12 protein-coding genes are annotated in these 17,097 nt (G+C 64.0%); 2 read left to right on the top strand and 10 right to left on the bottom strand.

Going from position 1 to position 17,097, the window contains the following annotated elements:
• Window positions 1-54: 54 nt before the first annotated feature.
• From L2A60_RS09935 to mobB, 5 genes are read right to left on the bottom strand one after another with little or no spacing between them, the layout of a single operon-like run.
• Window positions 55-1,197 carry an ABC transporter ATP-binding protein gene (locus L2A60_RS09935; RefSeq protein ID WP_235704226.1) on the bottom strand — a complete coding sequence of 381 codons (1,143 nt, stop codon included), beginning with the start codon at window positions 1,195-1,197 and terminating at the stop codon, window positions 55-57.
• Window positions 1,194-1,997: an ABC transporter permease gene (locus tag L2A60_RS09930; protein ID WP_235704225.1), complete on the bottom strand. Its 804-nt coding sequence runs from the start codon at window positions 1,995-1,997 to the stop codon at window positions 1,194-1,196. The genes L2A60_RS09935 and L2A60_RS09930 overlap by 4 nt, the downstream gene beginning before the upstream one ends.
• 10 nt (window positions 1,998-2,007) lie before the next feature.
• Window positions 2,008-2,970, bottom strand: coding sequence for an extracellular solute-binding protein (locus L2A60_RS09925; RefSeq protein ID WP_235704224.1), 963 nt, complete (start codon window positions 2,968-2,970; stop codon window positions 2,008-2,010).
• 30 nt (window positions 2,971-3,000) lie between these two features.
• A complete protein-coding gene (locus L2A60_RS09920; RefSeq protein WP_235704223.1) occupies window positions 3,001-4,251 on the bottom strand; it encodes a molybdopterin molybdotransferase MoeA in 1,251 nt (416 codons plus the stop codon).
• The gene (gene mobB, locus L2A60_RS09915; RefSeq protein ID WP_235704222.1) at window positions 4,232-4,786 is read right to left on the bottom strand and encodes a molybdopterin-guanine dinucleotide biosynthesis protein B; all 555 of its coding nucleotides are present in this window, start codon (window positions 4,784-4,786) and stop codon (window positions 4,232-4,234) included. Before mobB ends, L2A60_RS09920 begins: the two co-directional genes overlap by 20 nt.
• 174 nt (window positions 4,787-4,960) lie before the next feature.
• Here mobB and L2A60_RS09910 point away from each other — a divergent pair, with 174 nt between their 5' ends.
• Together L2A60_RS09910 and fdhF are read left to right on the top strand one after the other, a co-directional pair.
• On the top strand, window positions 4,961-6,703 hold the full coding sequence (locus tag L2A60_RS09910) for an NAD(P)H-dependent oxidoreductase subunit E (protein WP_235704221.1): 1,743 nt from the start codon (window positions 4,961-4,963) through the stop codon (window positions 6,701-6,703).
• The gene (fdhF, locus tag L2A60_RS09905) at window positions 6,700-9,474 is read left to right on the top strand and encodes a formate dehydrogenase subunit alpha (RefSeq protein ID WP_235704220.1); all 2,775 of its coding nucleotides are present in this window, start codon (window positions 6,700-6,702) and stop codon (window positions 9,472-9,474) included. The genes L2A60_RS09910 and fdhF overlap by 4 nt, the downstream gene beginning before the upstream one ends.
• Before the next feature lie 10 nt (window positions 9,475-9,484).
• Here fdhF and L2A60_RS09900 read toward each other — a convergent pair whose 3' ends face one another.
• The 5 genes from L2A60_RS09900 to carA form a co-directional block, all read right to left on the bottom strand.
• Window positions 9,485-10,693, bottom strand: a complete 1,209-nt coding sequence (locus tag L2A60_RS09900) for a threonine ammonia-lyase (RefSeq protein WP_235704219.1) — start codon at window positions 10,691-10,693, stop codon at window positions 9,485-9,487.
• Window positions 10,686-11,162 carry a transcription elongation factor GreA gene (gene greA, locus L2A60_RS09895; protein WP_235704218.1) on the bottom strand — a complete coding sequence of 159 codons (477 nt, stop codon included), beginning with the start codon at window positions 11,160-11,162 and terminating at the stop codon, window positions 10,686-10,688. Before greA ends, L2A60_RS09900 begins: the two co-directional genes overlap by 8 nt.
• An 85-nt stretch (window positions 11,163-11,247) precedes the next feature.
• Window positions 11,248-14,490, bottom strand: a complete 3,243-nt coding sequence (gene carB / locus L2A60_RS09890) for a carbamoyl-phosphate synthase large subunit (RefSeq protein ID WP_235704217.1) — start codon at window positions 14,488-14,490, stop codon at window positions 11,248-11,250.
• A gap of 354 nt (window positions 14,491-14,844) precedes the next feature.
• Window positions 14,845-15,414 (bottom strand): hypothetical protein, encoded by a 570-nt coding sequence (locus L2A60_RS09885; protein ID WP_235704216.1) that lies wholly within the window; start codon window positions 15,412-15,414, stop codon window positions 14,845-14,847.
• 278 nt (window positions 15,415-15,692) lie between these two features.
• Entirely contained in the window at window positions 15,693-17,042 is a 1,350-nt protein-coding gene (carA, locus tag L2A60_RS09880) for a glutamine-hydrolyzing carbamoyl-phosphate synthase small subunit (RefSeq protein WP_235704215.1), read from the bottom strand.
• Window positions 17,043-17,097: the final 55 nt, after the last annotated feature.

Genomic DNA, 17,097 nt, shown 5'->3' with positions numbered 1-17,097 from the left:
TCCTGGGGCGGAACAGATCGCCCCGGCGACCTGCCGCGTCCGAGGAAGCAGGCATTACGCACGGGTACTAGCGTCAGGTCTTGACCATTGGATTGTGTTGCCGCCGGAATCCGTTAGCAGGTGAATCGCCTCGGGGTCGATCTCGACGATCGTATCGTTGCCGGGCGCGAGGCCAAGTTTTTCAGTATCGCGTCTGGTGAGATAAGCGACCAGAGAAAAATCGCCATCGAGCGCGACCTTGCGGAACGCGCCGAGACCACTCACCCCAACCACGCGCATGGTCAGGCGATTGGTCGCGGCATTGCCGCACTCGGTGATCCCGGCGCCGCGCAGCACGACATCCTCGCCCCGAATGCACACGAAGACATTCGCGTCGGTCTCCCCGGCGAAGCGATCGTCCCGCGCAAGAAGAAGCCGGCCGCCCACATCAATCCGCCAGCGATCGCCCGCCCTACCGATCACCCGGCCGGGAAGCCGATTGTCGATGCCGACGAAATCGGCGACGAAAACATTGGCCGGCGCCTTGAACAGATCCGCCGCCGGCCCTTCCTGCACGATCGCGCCGTGGTTCATGATGGCAAGCCGATCGGCCAGCATCGCCGCATCCGCCTGATCGTGGGTCACGAAAATCGCCGGAATCCGCGTTTCGCGCAGGAATGCACGAAGTTCCTCGCGCAGCGTCTCGCGGCTCTGTGCATCGAGCGCCGAGAACGGTTCGTCGAACATGAAAAGATCGGGCTGCATCGCCAGCGCGCGCGCCAGGGCAGTGCGCTGTTTTTCGCCGGGACTCAAATCCTCCGGCAGCCGATCCGCGAGGTGATCGATGTGAAACCGGGCGAGCAGGGGGGCAAGCGCCGGGTCATGCGGCCGCATCGCCGGTTTCCGGCCCGCGCGAAGCCCGAGGACGATGTTCGCGGCCACCGTCAGATGCGGGAAAAGCCCGAAATTCTGGAACAGCAGGCCGACCCGGCGCCGTTCCGGCGGCAGATCGGTCACGTCGCGACCGCCGATGACGATCCGCCCAGCTTTTGGGCGGTGAAATCCGGCGATGGTTTCCAAGGTCACCGATTTGCCGGCACCGTTCGGGCCGAGAATCACCAGGATCTGGCCGGGCGCCACGGTCAGATCGATATCCCTGAGCGAGAACCCACCGAGCCGCAGGGAAACGCCTTCGACCGCGGTGGTCGCTTGAGTCATCGGCCGTACCCGGTCGCTTTCTTCTGGCCATAGGCGACATAGCGGAACAGGATCAGCAGAACCAGGGTGATCGCCAGCAGCAGCGTGGCCATGCCCGCCGCCCGGTTCAGGCCGAAGCGCAGAAACAGCTCGTAGATCTTCACCGGGGCGGTCATCGGATAATAGACCAGGATCACCACGGCGGCGAACTCGCTGATCGCGCGGGCATAGGTCAGCGTCAGCCCGGTCGCGATGCCGCGCCAGGCGAGCGGCAGCGTGATCGTCCAGAGAACCCTCCACGGTCCCATGCCGATGGTGCGCGCCACTTTTTCCAGCCTTGGATCGACCGCCTCGAACCCGATGCGCGCCGCGTTCACCGCATAGGGCGCGGAGACGAACAGCATCGCCACCACGATGCCGGCGATCGTGCCCCAGAATCGCAGGTCGAGCCAGCGATCGGCGAATCCGCCGAAAATGCCGCGCCGGCCGAACACGAACAGAAGCGCGATGCCCGCCACCGTGTGCGGCACCGCGAGCGGAATATCGACGATCGCGCCGACGATGCCCTTGCCGGGGAATTCGGCGCGGGCGAGCGCGTAGGCCAGCGGAACGCCGATGACCGCCGCGACGCAGGTGGCCAGCAGCGCCGCTTCGAGGCTGAGCAGGATCGCCTGCCTGACATCCGGCCGCGCTGCGACCCGCATCAGGCTGCCGGCCGACTGGCTGCCAATCAGCCGCGCCAGCGGCACGACGATGAAGACGAGCAGCACGCCGCCGAGCAGCCACGACGTCAGCAGCACGCCGCGCGGCCGGGGCAGCATCAGCTCCGGCTCACCAGGCCGGCCACGGTTTCACCAGCGGGCGGAGCTTTACCGGCATTTTCGCGATATCCATGCCATAGGCGGGGTCGATCACGTTGAAACCGTTTTTTGCCATGATCGCCCGCCCCTTCGGCCCGAGCAGAAGTGCGACATATTGCGCCGCCAGCGTTTTCTGTTGTGCATTCGCCGGAATCGTCACCGCGTAGACGATGGGGCTACCCGGAAGCTTGCCGTTCTTGGTCTGCGCCGTCACGGTTTTATAAATCGCGGCATCCTTCGGGTCGCTGAGATCGATCCTGGCCGGCAGCGGCAGATATTTCAGCCCGAGCTGGACCGCGTCGGACCGGTAGATCGCGAGATAATCGATCTGGTCGAGCTGCAGCGCGGACAGCAGCGCGGTTTCGGTATCCCGCATGTTGGTCGGCGGGGCATTGGCGAGCACCTTGGCCTTGAGCCCCGGCGCATGGTAGAATTTCTGGGCTAGGCTCAGCATCTGCAGGGTCTGATAGCCGGACGGATCGGTATTCGGGTTCGACCGGCCGATCTGAACGCCGGGCCGCGCCAGCACCTTATACCAGTTGCTCGGCGTGATCTGGCCGGCGAACCGGCTTTTCGGCGTATACGCGAAGGTGATCGCGTTGCCGACGAAGCCGACATACCAGCTCGCGAAACCCTTCCGGCCGGATTCGGGAAAAAAATAATCCGGGATCACGTGATAATCGGCGGACGCGAACACGTCGGCGCGGTGATGCAGTTCGGTGATCCGTTTGGCCAGCATCACGCTGCCGCCGAATTCCGGCTGAACCACGACGCCCGGATGCCGTTTTTCAAAAACCTTGTCCAATTGCCGGAACGGCGGGGCAAGCGTGCCGGCCGCGTAAACCGTCAGGACCGTCTGTCCCGCCAGCGCGGGCGGCGCGGCGCCCGCGAGCAGCAAGCCGACAGCACCTGTTAGCAAGGCCCGAAATTTCATGACGCGTTCTCCCGTTAGATTTCCTGGATTCTAAAACAGGTCGGCATAAGGCAGATATCCGACGACATCGCCGGGAACCACAGTCGTGACAGGTTCCGCAAGCTCCGCAAGCCCGTCGGTTTCGGTCAGGGAGGATAGGATTCCGGCGCCGTCGCGCGGATGTTTCCGTGCCTCCAGTTCTCCGTCGGCGGCGCGGATCAGGCGCACCCGGAGATATTCGCGCCGTCCGCTTTTTTTCCGATGGCTGAAGCCGGCGCGGACCGGCAGGGCGATCCGCTCAGGCGGCGCGGCGCCGGAAAGCGCCGCGATCAGCGGCCGCGCCACGGCGGCAAAGGTCACGAACGCCGCGACCGGATTGCCGGGCAGGCCGACCAGTGGCGTGCCGTCGATGACGCCCATCGCGACCGGTCGTCCCGGCTTGATCGCCAGCCGCCAGAACACCAGATGGCCTGTCGCCTCGATCGCGCGACGTACGTGATCTTCGTCACCGGCGGAAACCCCGCCGGACGTCATAACCAGATCGTGCGTCCGCGTGGCATCGCGCAAAGCCCCGGTGATCACCCCGGCGCTGTCGGGCAGGATGCCGAAATCCGTCACCTCGGCTCCCGCGCGACGGGCCAGTGCCGCGAGCAAAATCCGATTGGCATCGTAAAGCTTGCCTGGTGCCAGAGGCGTGCCAGGGTCGACGACTTCGTCGCCGGTCGAGAACAGGGCCAGCCGGATCGGCCGCCGCGCCGTCAGGTCGCGCAGGCCGAGCGAAGCGGCCAGGGCGACATCCTGCGGCCGCAGGCGCCGCCCGTCCGGCAGGGCGGTCGCGCCGGCCCGCACATCCTCGCCCTGGGCGCGGGTGTTGGCGCCGCGCCGCAGTCCCGGCGGCAGATGAACCCGGCCGGCCTCGTCCAGCCGCACATCCTCCTGCATGAACACCGTGTCGGCACCCTCCGGCAGTATGGCGCCGGTGAAGATCCGCCTTGCGGTCCCGGCGCGCAGCGCAACCCCTGCCGGATCGCCCGCGGCCGCCCGTCCCTCGACCGGCAAAACCGTCCGGTCCCGCAGATCGGCGGAGCGAACGGCATAGCCATCCACCGCCGAATTGGCGTAGGGTGGCAGGTCGATCGGCGCCACGATGTCCCCAGCCAGCACACGACCGTCGGCATCGGCCAGCGTTACGGTTTCCGTGGATGCGACCGGGCCGATATTGGCGGCGATGATCCGCATCGCCTCCTCGATAGGCAGAAGCGCGCCGCCGAAGGCGAAGCAATCATCCGATAGCTGGGCCATGACACGCATCTTCCGCCGTCATGCGCCACGGGATCGCTCCAACCGATCGCGCCTGGCTCAGCGCGATGTCGGCGATTGCCGCCACATCGTCCAGCCCAAGCACCGGCACGCCGGCGGCGGGGAAAGCGGTATCCGAGGCGATCGCGACGATGCTCGGATCATGCGGATGCAGCGGCGGCTTCCCGGTCCCCTGCCGGTGGATTTCGATTTTCGGGTGCGGCTCCCGCTTGAAACCCTCGACCACCACGAGATCCACAGGACTCATGCGATCCAGGAGTTCCGCGAGGCTGGGCTCCCGATCTCCGCGCAGCTCATGCATCAGCGCCCAGCGCCGGGCTGAAGCGACCAGCACTTCAGTCGCGCCCGCCGCGCGATGGACCCAGGAATCCTTTCCCGGCTGATCCACGTCGAAATCGTGATGCGCGTGCTTCAGCGTCGAAACCCGCACTCCGCGCCCGATCAACAGAGGGAGAAGCCGGCACAGCAGCGTGGTCTTGCCCGACCCGCTCCATCCGGCCAGCCCGATCACTCGCATGTGGTCATCTTCTTCATTCGAAATCCCATCCATGTCTTGCACGCGCCATAAGCAACGTATACAACATACATCATATATAGCTGCCCTGAAAACGGGTTGCGAAAAACCGTTCGAGCACGAAGCGGCTCGCCCGCTTCACCCTGGAACGATCGGTGGGAAACGGAAAGCGCGAATATGGAACATTCGGATGGTCATGAAGCGCAGGTGAACGAAACCTCTCTCTCCCGATTGCGGTCGTTCCGCCATCCGGGAGCGGGAGAGAAGCAAGCCAAGGCGACCCCAAAAGGGCGCATCGTCGATCCCCACGCGCGCGACGAGGTGGAAACCCTCCTGGGCGACCGGCCGCGCCGACGGGACCTGCTCATCGAACATCTCCATCTGATCCAGGACGCCTATGGACAAATTTCGGCGGCGCATCTGGCCGCGCTGGCCGACATCATGCGTCTCGCCTTCGCGGAAGTCTATGAGGTCGCGACCTTTTACGCGCATTTCGATGTCGTCAAGGAAGCCGATGCACCGATCCCGCCGCTGACGGTCCGCGTCTGCGACAGCATCGCCTGCGCCCTGCTCGGATCGGAGAAACTGCTGGGGGAATTGCGGCAGAGCCTCGGCGCCGATGTGCGGGTGGTGCGCGCGCCCTGCGTCGGCTTGTGCGATCAGGCGCCCGCCGTCGAGATCGGGCACCATTTCGTCCATCGCGCCGATGTGACCGCCGTTGAGCAGGCGGTGCGGAGCGGGCACACGCATCCTGAAATTCCGGCCTATATCGATTACGCGGCCTATCTGGGCGGTGGCGGCTATGCGCTGCTGGAGCGCGTGCGCTCGGGCGTGCTGCCGGCCGAGGCGGTGCTGACCGCGCTGGAGGCGGGCGGATTGCGCGGTCTCGGCGGTGCCGGTTTCCCCACCGGGCGCAAGTGGCGCTCGGTGCTCGGTGAGCCCGGCCCGCGCCTGATGGCGGTGAACGCCGACGAAGGCGAACCCGGCACCTTCAAGGATCGCTATTTTCTCTACGCCGATCCGCATCGCGTGCTGGAAGGCATGCTGATCGGTGCCCATGTTGCCGAAGTGAACGACATCTATGTCTACCTGCGCGACGAATACCCGATCGGTCGCGAGATCCTGCGCCGGGAGCTGGCGAAGCTGCCTGCCGGCGGCCCGCGCATCCATCTGCGGCGCGGCGCCGGCGCCTATATCTGCGGCGAGGAATCGTCGATGCTGGAAAGCATCGAGGGCAAGCGCGGCCTGCCGCGGCAGAAACCGCCATACCCGTTCCAGGTGGGATTGTTCGGCCGCCCGACGCTGATCAACAACGTGGAAACCCTGTTCTGGGTGCGCGATATCATCGAAAAAGGCGCTTCCTGGTGGGCCGGCCACGGGCGCAACGGATCGAAGGGGCTGCGCAGCTTCTCGGTGTCGGGGCGGGTCAGGGAGCCGGGCGTGAAGATCGCGCCCGCCGGCATCACGGTGCGCGAGCTGATCGACGAATTCTGCGGCGGAATGCAGCCGGACCATCGCTTCACGGCCTATCTTCCGGGCGGCGCGTCGGGTGGCATCCTGCCGGCCACGATGGCGGATATTCCACTCGATTTCGGCACCTTGGAGAAATACGGCTGCCTGATCGGCTCTGCTGCCGTGGTGATCCTGTCGGACCACGACGATGTGCGCGAAGCGGCGCGCAACCTGATGCGGTTTTTCGAAAGCGAAAGCTGCGGTCAATGTACGCCCTGCCGCTCCGGCACGCAGAAGGCGCGCATGTTGATGGAGCAGCCAGTCTGGGACCGTGAATTGCTCGGCGACTTGTCCGCGGTGATGCGTGATGCTTCCATCTGCGGCCTGGGTCAGGCCGCGCCCAACCCGGTCGATTGCGTGATCCGCTATTTTCCAGAAGCATTCGAGACGGAAGGAGGTCTGAAATGAGCGACCCGATCCTGTTCGAGCTTGACGGACAAAACGTCGAGGCATGGCCGGCGGAGACCATCTGGCAGGTCGCCAACCGGCTGGGCAGCGAGATTCCGCATCTCTGCTACGCGCCGGAACCCGGCTACCGCGCCGACGGCAATTGCCGCGCCTGCATGGTGGAAATCGAGGGCGAGCGCGTGCTGGCACCGTCCTGCACCCGCAAGCCCGCCGCCGGCATGCGCGTGCGCAGCGCGACCGAACGGGCGCGGAAAGCGCGCCGGATGGTAATGGAACTGCTGATCGCGGACCAGCCGGCGCGGCAGACCTCGCACGACCCGACCTCGACATTCTGGGCCTGGGCCGACCGCCAGGACATCACCGTGAGCCGCCTGCCGCACAGCGATCGCTGGGCGCCGGATTCCAGCCATCCGGCGATGCGGGTGAACCTCGACGCCTGCATCCAGTGCAATCTGTGCGTGCGCGCCTGCCGGGAAGTCCAGGTGAACGACGTGATTGGCATGGCCGGGCGCGGCGCAGAAGCGAAGATCGTCTTCGATTTTGACGACCCGATGGGCGAATCCACCTGTGTGGCCTGCGGCGAATGCGTGCAGGCCTGCCCGACCGGCGCGCTGATGCCCGCTGCCTATCTGGACGCGCGCCAGATCCGTGTGGCCTGGCCGGACCGCATGGTGGACAGCCTGTGCCCCTATTGCGGCGTTGGCTGCCAGGTGCGCTACCACGTCAAGGACGAGAAGCTGGTCTATGCCGAGGGCCGTGACGGCCCGGCCAATCACCAGCGGCTATGCGTCAAGGGCCGCTTCGGGTTCGACTACATCCACCATTCGCATCGGCTGACCAGGCCGCTGATCCGCAAGGACGGTGTGGCGAAAAACGCCGAGGACCAGGTGGACCCCGCCAATCCCTTCAGCCATTTCCGCGAAGCGACATGGGAGGAAGCGCTGGACCGCGCGGCGGACGGGCTGCGGCGCCTGCGCGACCAGCACGGCCCGGCCGCGCTGGCGGGTTTCGGCTCCGCCAAGGGCTCGAACGAGGAAGCCTATCTGTTTCAGAAGCTGGTGCGCACCGGCTTCGGTTCCAACAATGTCGATCACTGCACCCGGCTCTGCCACGCCTCGTCGGTGGCGGCGCTGATGGAGGGGCTCAATTCCGGCGCGGTCACCGCTCCGTTTTCGGCCGCTCTCGATGCCGAGGTCATTCTGGTGATCGGCGCCAACCCGACCGTCAACCATCCGGTGGCGGCGACCTTCATCAAGAACGCGGTCAAGGACAAGGGCGCCAAGCTGATCGTCATCGATCCGCGCCGCCAGTCGATGTCCCGTCTCGCACTGCACCACCTGGCGTTCAAGCCCGGCACCGATGTCGCCCTGCTGAACGCGATTCTGTACACGATCATCGACGAGGGCCTGACCGACGAGCAGTATATCGCCGCCTGGACCGAGAATTTCGACGAACTGAAACAGCGCATCAAGGATTTCCCGCCGGAGAAAATGGCCGGGATCTGCGGCATTCCCGCGAGCACGCTGCGCGAGGTGGCGCGGCTCTATGCCCGCTCGCGCGCGTCGATCGTCTTCTGGGGCATGGGGATCAGCCAGCACGTTCACGGCACCGACAATGCCCGCTGCCTGATCGCGCTGGCGCTGATCACCGGCCAGATCGGCCGGCCCGGCACCGGCCTGCACCCGCTGCGCGGCCAGAACAACGTGCAGGGCGCATCGGATTCCGGGTTGATCCCGATGGTCTACCCTGACTATCAGCCGGTTGCCGACCCGGCGATCCGTCAGGCGTTCGAGGCGCGCTGGGGCATGAAGCTCGACCCCCATGCCGGCCTCACCGTCGTGGAAATCATGAACGCGATCCATACCGGAACGATCAAGGGCATGTATATCGAGGGCGAAAATCCCGCGATGTCCGACCCCGATCTGCGCCACGCGCGGGAAGGGCTGGCGAAGCTCGGGCATCTGGTCGTGCAGGACCTGTTCCTGACCGAGACGGCGTTCCACGCCGATGTGGTGCTGCCCGCATCGGCCTTCGCGGAAAAAACCGGCAGCTTCACCAACACCGACCGGCGCGTGCAGATCGCGCGCCCGGTGATCGCCCCTCCCGGCGAGGCGCGGCAGGATTGGTGGATCATCCAGGAAATCGCCCGCCGCATCGGCCTCGACTGGAACTATGCCGGCCCGGCCGACATTTTCGACGAAATGGCCGGGACTATGCCGTCCTTCAACAACATCACCTGGGAGCGGCTGGAGCGGGAGGGCGCCGTCACCTATCCGGTGGATGCGCCGGACAAGCCGGGCAACGAAATCATTTTCGCCGCCGGATTCCCGACCAAGACCGGACGCGGCAAGATCGTGCCGGCCCATGTCCAGCCGCCGGACGAGGTGCCGGACGACGCCTATCCGATGGTGCTATCGACCGGGCGGGTGCTGGAGCACTGGCATACCGGCGCGATGACGCGCCGCGCCGGCGTGCTGGACGCGCTGGAGCCGGAAGCCATGGCGTTCCTGTCGCCGCGCGAGTTGCGGCGCCAGGGGTTGGATGCCGGCGATACGATCCTGCTGGAAACCCGCCGCGGTGTGGTGCAAACGAAGGTGCGCGCCGATCGCGACGTGCCCGAGGGCATGGTGTTCATGCCGTTCTGCTACGCCGAGGCGGCGGCGAATCTGCTCACCAATCCGGCGCTCGATCCCTGGGGCAAAATCCCGGAGTTCAAGTTCTGCGCGGCGCGAATCTCCAAAGCGGATCGCCTGCCGGCGGCAGCGGAATAGCCGGTATGGGCTAAATCCGCTTCACCACGTAAACGTCTTCGAGCGCGCTGGCGATCGCGTTGCCGTGTTCGGCATCGCGCGCCTCGACCATCACCTCGAGATGTGCCGCCTGCACGGTAGGCGAGGCGAACAGCCGCTGATGTACCACCTCGATGATGTTGCCGCCCTGGTTGCCGATGCGGCTCGCGATATCGGCGAGAACGCCGGGCCGGTCGGGGATTTCCATCAGCACGCGCAGCAGCCGCCCGTCGCGCAGCAGGTTGCGCAGCAGCGTATTGGCCAGAATCCGCGCATCGATATTGCCGCCGCAGACCGGCAGGGCGACCCGTTTGCCGGCAAACCGCTCGGGGAACGCCAGAACCGCCGCCAATCCCGCCGCACCGGCCCCCTCGGCGACCACCTTGCCGCCCTCGATCAGCAGCGCGATCGCCTGTTCCACCGCCGCTTCCGGCACCACCAGGATTTCGGTGCCGAGTTCCCGCAGGATCGACAGCGGCAGCGCGCCGATATCGCGCACCGCGATACCCTCGGCGATCGTCGCCCCGCCCACGTTCACCGATCGTCCGGCAAGCGCCTGGGCGAAGCCGGAATAGGCCTCGACCTCGACGCCGAGAACCTCAAGCTCGGGCCGCTTCGCCCGTGCCGCCACCGCGCAGCCGGAGACGAACCCGCCGCCGCCGGTCGGCACGATCAGCGTGTCGAGACCGGGGGCGTCCTCCATCACTTCGAGCGCCAGCGTGCCCTGTCCCGCGATCACCGCCGGGTCGTCATAGGGATGGATGAACACCAGGCCATTCTCGGCGGCCAGCGCATGGGCGTGCTCGGCCGCTTCGGCAAGGGTTTCGCCGTGCAGTACCACCTCAGCATCCCAGGCGCGGGTGCGCGTCACCTTGGTGGTTGGGGTGAAGCGCGGCATCACGATGGTCGCGGCGATTCCCGCCAACTGCGCGTGCCGGGCCACCGCCTGCGCGTGATTTCCCGCCGACATGGCGATCACCCCGCGCGCCCGCTCCTCGGCCGACAGCAGCGCGATCCGGTTCGCCGCACCGCGCTCCTTGAACGCGCCGGTCGCCTGCAAATTCTCGAGCTTGAGAAAAATCTCCGCTCCGGTCGCGCGCGACAACGCATCGGAATGCACCAGCGGCGCGCGCAGCACCGCCCCCGCGATGCGCACCGCCGCCGCTTCGATCGCCTCGATCGCAACCGGAAATTCAGCCACCGTATCGGACGGTCAAAATCTCGTAGCTCCGGTCGCCGCCCGGTGCCGGGACCGACACCGTATCCCCGGATTTCTTGCCGATCAGCGCCTTGGCGAGCGGCGACGTGACCGAGAGCCGGCCGGATTTGATATCCGCCTCGTGCATGCCGACGAGCTGGTATTGCACCTGCTTGTCGGTCTCCTCGTCGATCAGCTCGACATGGGCGCCGAACTTCACCGTCTCGCCCGACAGGGTGGACGGGTCGATCACCTCGGCCGCCGAAATGATCTCCTCCAGCTCGGCGATCCGGCCTTCGATGAAGGATTGCCGCTCCCGCGCCGAATGATATTCCGCATTTTCCGACAGATCGCCATGGCTGCGGGCCTCGGCGATGGCGCGGATAATGGCCGGCCGCTCCTCGGCCTTGAGCTGGCGCAGCTCGGCTTCGAGATTTTGCAGTCCGGGCCCGGTCATCGGGAATTTTTGCACAACGGTTCCTTTAGTCAGAATAAGGTATCAGGCATTAGGCATGAATCCGAACATCGTGGCCGGAACCCTCCGGGCACGATGCCGGTCAGAACGAGGCGGGAAAATACGACTGAAGCGGCGCGACTTCAAGATTGCCGGCAGCCAGGGCCGCAATAGCGTGGGACGCGGCCCGCGCGCCGGCAATGGTGGTGAAATGCGGCACGCCGTGAGTCAGCGCCGAACGGCGGATATCGAAACTATCCGCCACGGTCTGCGCCCCGGATGCCGTGTTGATTACCAGTTGCACCTCGCCCGACCGGATCGCATCCACGCAATGCGGCCGTCCCTCCAGCACCTTGTTCACCGCGCGCGCCGCGATCCCGGCAGCGGACAGATGCGCGGCGGTGCCGCGCGTCGCCAGGATCGAAAAACCGAGATCGGTGAACCGCCGGGCGATCGGCACGATCGCGCCCTTGTCGGCATCGCGCACCGACAGAAACACCGTCCCGCCGACGGGCAACTTCACCCCGGCGCCGATCTGCGCCTTGGCGAAGGCGCGGGCGAAACTCGCATCCAGCCCCATCACCTCGCCGGTCGATTTCATCTCCGGCCCGAGCAGAACGTCCACTCCGGCAAACCGCGCGAACGGAAACACCGCCTCCTTCACCGCGACGTGGCTGCGCGTCACGCTGTCGTCGAGCCCGAACGAGGCGAGGGGTTCGCCCGCCATCACCCGCGCGCCGATTTTCGCCACCGGCACGCCCGTCGCCTTGGCGACGAACGGCACGGTGCGCGAGGCGCGGGGGTTGACCTCCAGCACATAGACCGTCTCGCCCTGAATCGCATATTGCACGTTCATCAGCCCGACCACGCCGAGCGCCTTGGCCATCGCCTCGGTCTCGGTGCGCAATTCCGCCACCACGGCGGGCGACAGCGAATAGGGCGGCAGCGAACAGGCAGAATCGCCGGAATGGATGCCGGCTTCCTCGATATGCTCCATCACGCCGGCGACATACACGCTCTGGCCGTCGGCGATGCAATCGACATCGACCTCGATCGCGTCGTTCAGATAGCGGTCGATCAGCACTGGGTTGGCGCCGGAGACGATCACCGCTTCGCGCATATAGCGGCGCAGATTGGGCAGATCGTAAACGATCTCCATCGCCCTCCCGCCGAGAACGTAGCTCGGCCGGATCACCACCGGAAAGCCGATCTTCTCGACGATCGCTTCGGCTTCCCCGGCCGAACGGGCGATGCCGTTCTCCGGCTGGCGCAATCCGAGCGATTTCAGCAGAATTTGGAACCGCTCGCGATCCTCGGCGATGTCGATCGCATCCGCCGAGGTGCCGAGGATCGGGATTCCCGCCTCTTCCAGCGCCTGACTGAGTTTCAGCGGCGTCTGCCCGCCATATTGCACGATGCAGCCGAGCACTTTGCCGTTCTGCTGCTCGCGGCGGATCAGCGCGATCACATCCTCGGCAAACAGCGGCTCGAAATACAGCCGGTCCGACGTGTCGTAATCGGTGGAAACCGTTTCTGGATTGCAATTGACCATGATGGTCTCGAAGCCGGCCTCGCGCAGCGCATAGGCGGCGTGGACGCAGCAATAATCGAACTCGATGCCCTGACCGATCCGGTTCGGGCCGCCGCCGAGGATGATGATTTTGTCGCGCGCGCTCGGATCGGCCTCGCAATGGGGGGTGCCGAAGCCGCCCTCGTAGGTCGCATACATATACGAGGTCGCCGAGGCGAATTCGCCGGCTGTGCTGTCGATCCGCCGATACACCGGGATCACGCCGCGCGCGATCCGCGCCGCCGCGATGTCGGTTTCCTTATGCCCGGTTAGTTGCGCCAACCGATGATCGGAAAACCCGAGCGCCTTGACCGCGCGCAGCCCGGCGGCATCCTCCGGCAAACCGTTGGCGGCAATCTCGCGCTCCGCCGCGACGACATCCTTCATCTGACGCAGGAACCATGGGTCGAATTTGCAGGCGGCGTGAATGTCCTCGACCGAAAGCCCGGCCCGCAGCGCCTGTGCCGCGATCAGCAGCCGGTCCGGCCGTGGCGTGGACAATGCCGCGCGGAACGCGTCATGCGTGCCGTCGCCCGGCGCCTCGACCTCATCCAACCCGGACAACCCGGTTTCCAGGCTGCGCAATCCTTTTTGCAGTGCTTCGGCGAAATTCCGGCCGATCGCCATCGCCTCGCCGACCGATTTCATCGAGGTGGTCAGCAGCGCCGGTGTGCCGGGGAATTTCTCGAAGGTGAAGCGCGGGATCTTGATCACCACGTAATCGATGGTCGGCTCGAAACTCGCCGGCGTCACCTGCGTGATGTCGTTGCGCAGTTCGTCGAGCGTGTACCCCACCGCCAGCTTCGCCGCGATTTTCGCGATCGGAAACCCCGTCGCCTTCGAGGCCAGCGCGGACGATCGCGAGACGCGCGGGTTCATTTCGATCACCACCATGCGGCCATCCGCCGGGTTCACCCCGAACTGCACGTTCGACCCGCCGGTATCGACGCCGATCTTGCGCAGACAGGCGATCGAGGCGTCGCGCATGATCTGGAATTCGCGGTCGGTCAGGGTCAGGGCCGGAGCGACGGTTACGCTGTCGCCGGTATGCACGCCCATCGGGTCGATATTCTCGATCGAGCAGACGATGATGCAGTTATCGGCGGAATCGCGCACCACCTCCATCTCGTATTCTTTCCAGCCGAGCACGCTTTCCTCGATCAGCACCTCGGTGGTGGGCGAGGCGTCGAGCCCGCTGGTGACGATTTCGAAAAACTCCTCGCGGTTATAGGCGATGCCGCCGCCGGTTCCGCCCAAAGTGAAGGATGGCCGGATCACCGCCGGCAGCCCGACCAGATCGAGCGCGGCGCGCGCTTCCTCGATGCTATGAGCGATCGCGCTTTTCGGACTTTCGATGCCGATTTCGGCCATCGCGTCGCGGAATTTCAGCCGGTCCTCGGCGCGGTCGATCACGTCTTCCTTGGCGCCGATCAGTTCGACGCCGTATTTTTCCAGAATCCCGGATTTCGCCAGGCTCATCGCGGTGTTCAGCGCGGTCTGCCCGCCCATGGTGGGCAGCAGCGCATTGGGCTTCTCGCGCGCGATGATCTTTTCCACCATCTCCGGCGTGATCGGCTCGATATAGGTCGCATCCGCCAGATCGGGATCGGTCATGATCGTCGCCGGGTTGGAATTGACCAGCACCACGCGATAGCCTTCCTCGCGCAGCGCCTTGCATGCCTGCGCGCCGGAATAATCGAACTCGCAGGCCTGACCAATAACAATCGGCCCGGCGCCGATGATCATGATGGTCGAAATGTCGGTGCGCTTGGGCATGTCAGGTTTCCAGTTTCAGGCTTGTAGAAGCAAGACTCGTCATTGCGAGCCGGCGAAGACGCGTCATTGCGAGCGTAGCGAAGCAATCCAGAAGTTGCGGCGGTAGATTACAGTCATTTAGGCAAGTCACGCAGGGCTCCTTCCGGGCGATTTCCGTCGGCGCAACCGACGGAACCTTTTCGCCTTTCGCCCCGCACCCGCTGGGGCGGAGTAGCGAAAGATTCCAACAATCTCTTGATTGTTGGAACGCTGCGGAGGGTTTAGGCCCCAGATCCCGTTAGGTGGTACCCTTTATGAATGAAGAAAATCACTGAATTTTTCTTTTAGAGAAACATATTTTTCCAAATCAAAATTTCATAATTTAGCTTCATTTTCCAGATATTCTTTTCCTGAAGCAGTGATTTTCCATCGTGACTTAGAACGGACTGCTTCAATAAGGCCCTGTTTTTGCAAATGCTCAAACGAGTCTCGCTGATCGTCTGACATCTTTATTTCGTTAATTTTTGGGTAACTGAACAAAAATCCAATCATGTTGCGGTATATATAAATTAGTATTTCTAGATCTGGAGAAATTTGTTCTGACTTTACTTTTTCTTCCTTAATACGATTTTTTATATGCGTATCATACTCCTCTATTCCAGATCTTGTAAGAAAATAATCATGATCCATAGCAGATTTTAAGTTGTTCAAATCTTCATCTATCTCTTCGTAATTGAAATCATTATCGCTTGATCTAACAAATTTTTCCGAAATGAGATCAACCAAAGAAAACAAAATTCTATTTTTTGATTTACCAGAATCCATATTTTCTGAAATCTCATCAATTGAAAACTCAATTTTATCTGATCTCTCTGTCAGATTTCCCAGAGACATAAGCGTCAGATAGCTATAATCTATTTGATCAAGCGCTTTATCTGAGTTCATTTTTGCTTCCGTGTGATTTATGCCACGTTGTGGCGATAACGCCTCTAGTTGTCCAGGCTGTAGCTTGCAACAGTATTGATCATGAAGAGACAACCATCAGCCATGACGCTCCTCCCGCCATTCGGGCATGATCCGGCGGAGAAAATGATCGAACAACGGCACCGCAAACGTCGTATCCCCATAGGTCGGCGCGAATGGATTGCGAACAGGGTCCATGAGGTGATTTATAAGCAGTTTATGCGTTTATATGTTACAAACCATATAACTCCGTAAACTCCTTATACTTTCGCTTCCATCATCGCGGTGAACCGCCGGAACAGATGGTTCGCGTCGGACGGGCCGGGGCTCGCTTCGGGGTGGTATTGCACGGAGAAACATTTTTGCTCCGCACACGCGATGCCCTCGTTCGAGCCATCGAACAGGCTTTTATGGGTCACCACCACCCCTTCGGGCAGCGATGCGTCGTCCACCGCGAATCCATGATTCTGGCTGGTGATCTCGACCCGTCTGGTCGCCAGCTCCTGCACCGGCTGGTTCGCCCCGCGATGGCCGCGCGCGAGCTTGTAGGTTTTGCCGCCCAGCGTATGGGCGAGCAACTGGTGGCCGAGACAGATGCCGAACAGCGGCACCCCCGCATCGAGCACGCCCTTGATCGCGGGCACAGCGTATTCAGCGGTCGCCGCCGGATCGCCGGGCCCGTTCGATAGAAACACTCCATCCGGCTTGTGGCGCAATATGTCGTCCGCGCCCGAGGTTCCGGGCACCACGATCACCCGGCAGCCGGCGCTGGCGAGGTTGCGCAGGATGTTCCGTTTCGCCCCGTAATCGACCGCGACGACGGTATATTTCGGCGCATCCTGGCGGCCGAATCCGTGCTCACGGGTCCACAGGGTCTCGGTCCATTCATAGCTCTGCGTGCAGGATACCTCGCGGGCGAGGTCCATGCCCTCCAGCCCCGGCCACGCGGCGGCCTTGGCAACCAGCGCATCGATGTCGAAACGCCCATCCTCGGGGAAGGCAATCAGCGCGTTGGGCGGTCCATCATCGCGGATCAAGCGGGTCAGGGCCCGCGTATCCACCCCGGCAATGCCGGCAAGACCCATCCGCCGGCACCAGCGATCCAGCCCTTCGGTCGCGCGCCAGTTCGAGGCGGCGGTGATGCCGCGATTGAGCACCAGTCCCCGCGCAAAACTCGCCGATGCCTCGATATCCTCGGCATTCGCGCCTACATTGCCGATATGCGGAAAGGTGAAAGTGATGATCTGGCCGGCGAAGGACGGATCGGTCAGGGTTTCCTGATAGCCGGTCATGCCGGTGGAGAAACAAAGCTCCGCGGGCGCGCCTTGACCCCGCGTGCCGAAACCGCAGCCCCAGAACACCCGTCCGTCGCCCAGAACCAGCGCGGCGGTGGCGCCGTCGGGCCGTTTCGTCTCGGCTGGCGGGGCGACGCCGCCGGGCAGATCGTCGAGGGTGAGCCCGGTCGCGGCCAGCACGGCGGGCCAGTGGCGGGATGGAATCGCACCGGCGCTGCGCCATTTGCGAACCGCTTCGGTCGAAACCGTGGTAAGCTTCGCGGCGGCTTCGGGGCCGCCCAGACGGTCGATCAGCTCGGCAATAGTCATCGGCATGGGGGCAGTCTATACTGGAAATTAAATCCCGCCTCAACTGAATTGGGTGGATACG

The organism is Acidiphilium iwatense, from assembly GCF_021556475.1.
Classification (GTDB): domain Bacteria; phylum Pseudomonadota; class Alphaproteobacteria; order Acetobacterales; family Acetobacteraceae; genus Acidiphilium; species Acidiphilium iwatense.
Note: the sequence above shows the minus strand (reverse complement) of the source record. Positions and strands in the feature narration are given on the sequence as shown.

Coding starts and splice junctions, on each gene's coding strand:
- L2A60_RS09925 (WP_235704224.1), bottom strand. CDS start 2,970: ATGAAATTTCGGGCCTTGCTAACAGGTGCTGTCGGCTTGCTGCTCGCG.
- L2A60_RS09910 (WP_235704221.1), top strand. CDS start 4,961: ATGGAACATTCGGATGGTCATGAAGCGCAGGTGAACGAAACCTCTCTC.
- fdhF (WP_235704220.1), top strand. CDS start 6,700: ATGAGCGACCCGATCCTGTTCGAGCTTGACGGACAAAACGTCGAGGCA.
- L2A60_RS09885 (WP_235704216.1), bottom strand. CDS start 15,414: ATGAACTCAGATAAAGCGCTTGATCAAATAGATTATAGCTATCTGACG.
- mobB (WP_235704222.1), bottom strand. CDS start 4,786: ATGCGAGTGATCGGGCTGGCCGGATGGAGCGGGTCGGGCAAGACCACG.
- L2A60_RS09920 (WP_235704223.1), bottom strand. CDS start 4,251: ATGGCCCAGCTATCGGATGATTGCTTCGCCTTCGGCGGCGCGCTTCTG.
- L2A60_RS09935 (WP_235704226.1), bottom strand. CDS start 1,197: ATGACTCAAGCGACCACCGCGGTCGAAGGCGTTTCCCTGCGGCTCGGT.
- carB (WP_235704217.1), bottom strand. CDS start 14,490: ATGCCCAAGCGCACCGACATTTCGACCATCATGATCATCGGCGCCGGG.
- L2A60_RS09930 (WP_235704225.1), bottom strand. CDS start 1,997: ATGCTGCCCCGGCCGCGCGGCGTGCTGCTGACGTCGTGGCTGCTCGGC.
- carA (WP_235704215.1), bottom strand. CDS start 17,042: ATGCCGATGACTATTGCCGAGCTGATCGACCGTCTGGGCGGCCCCGAA.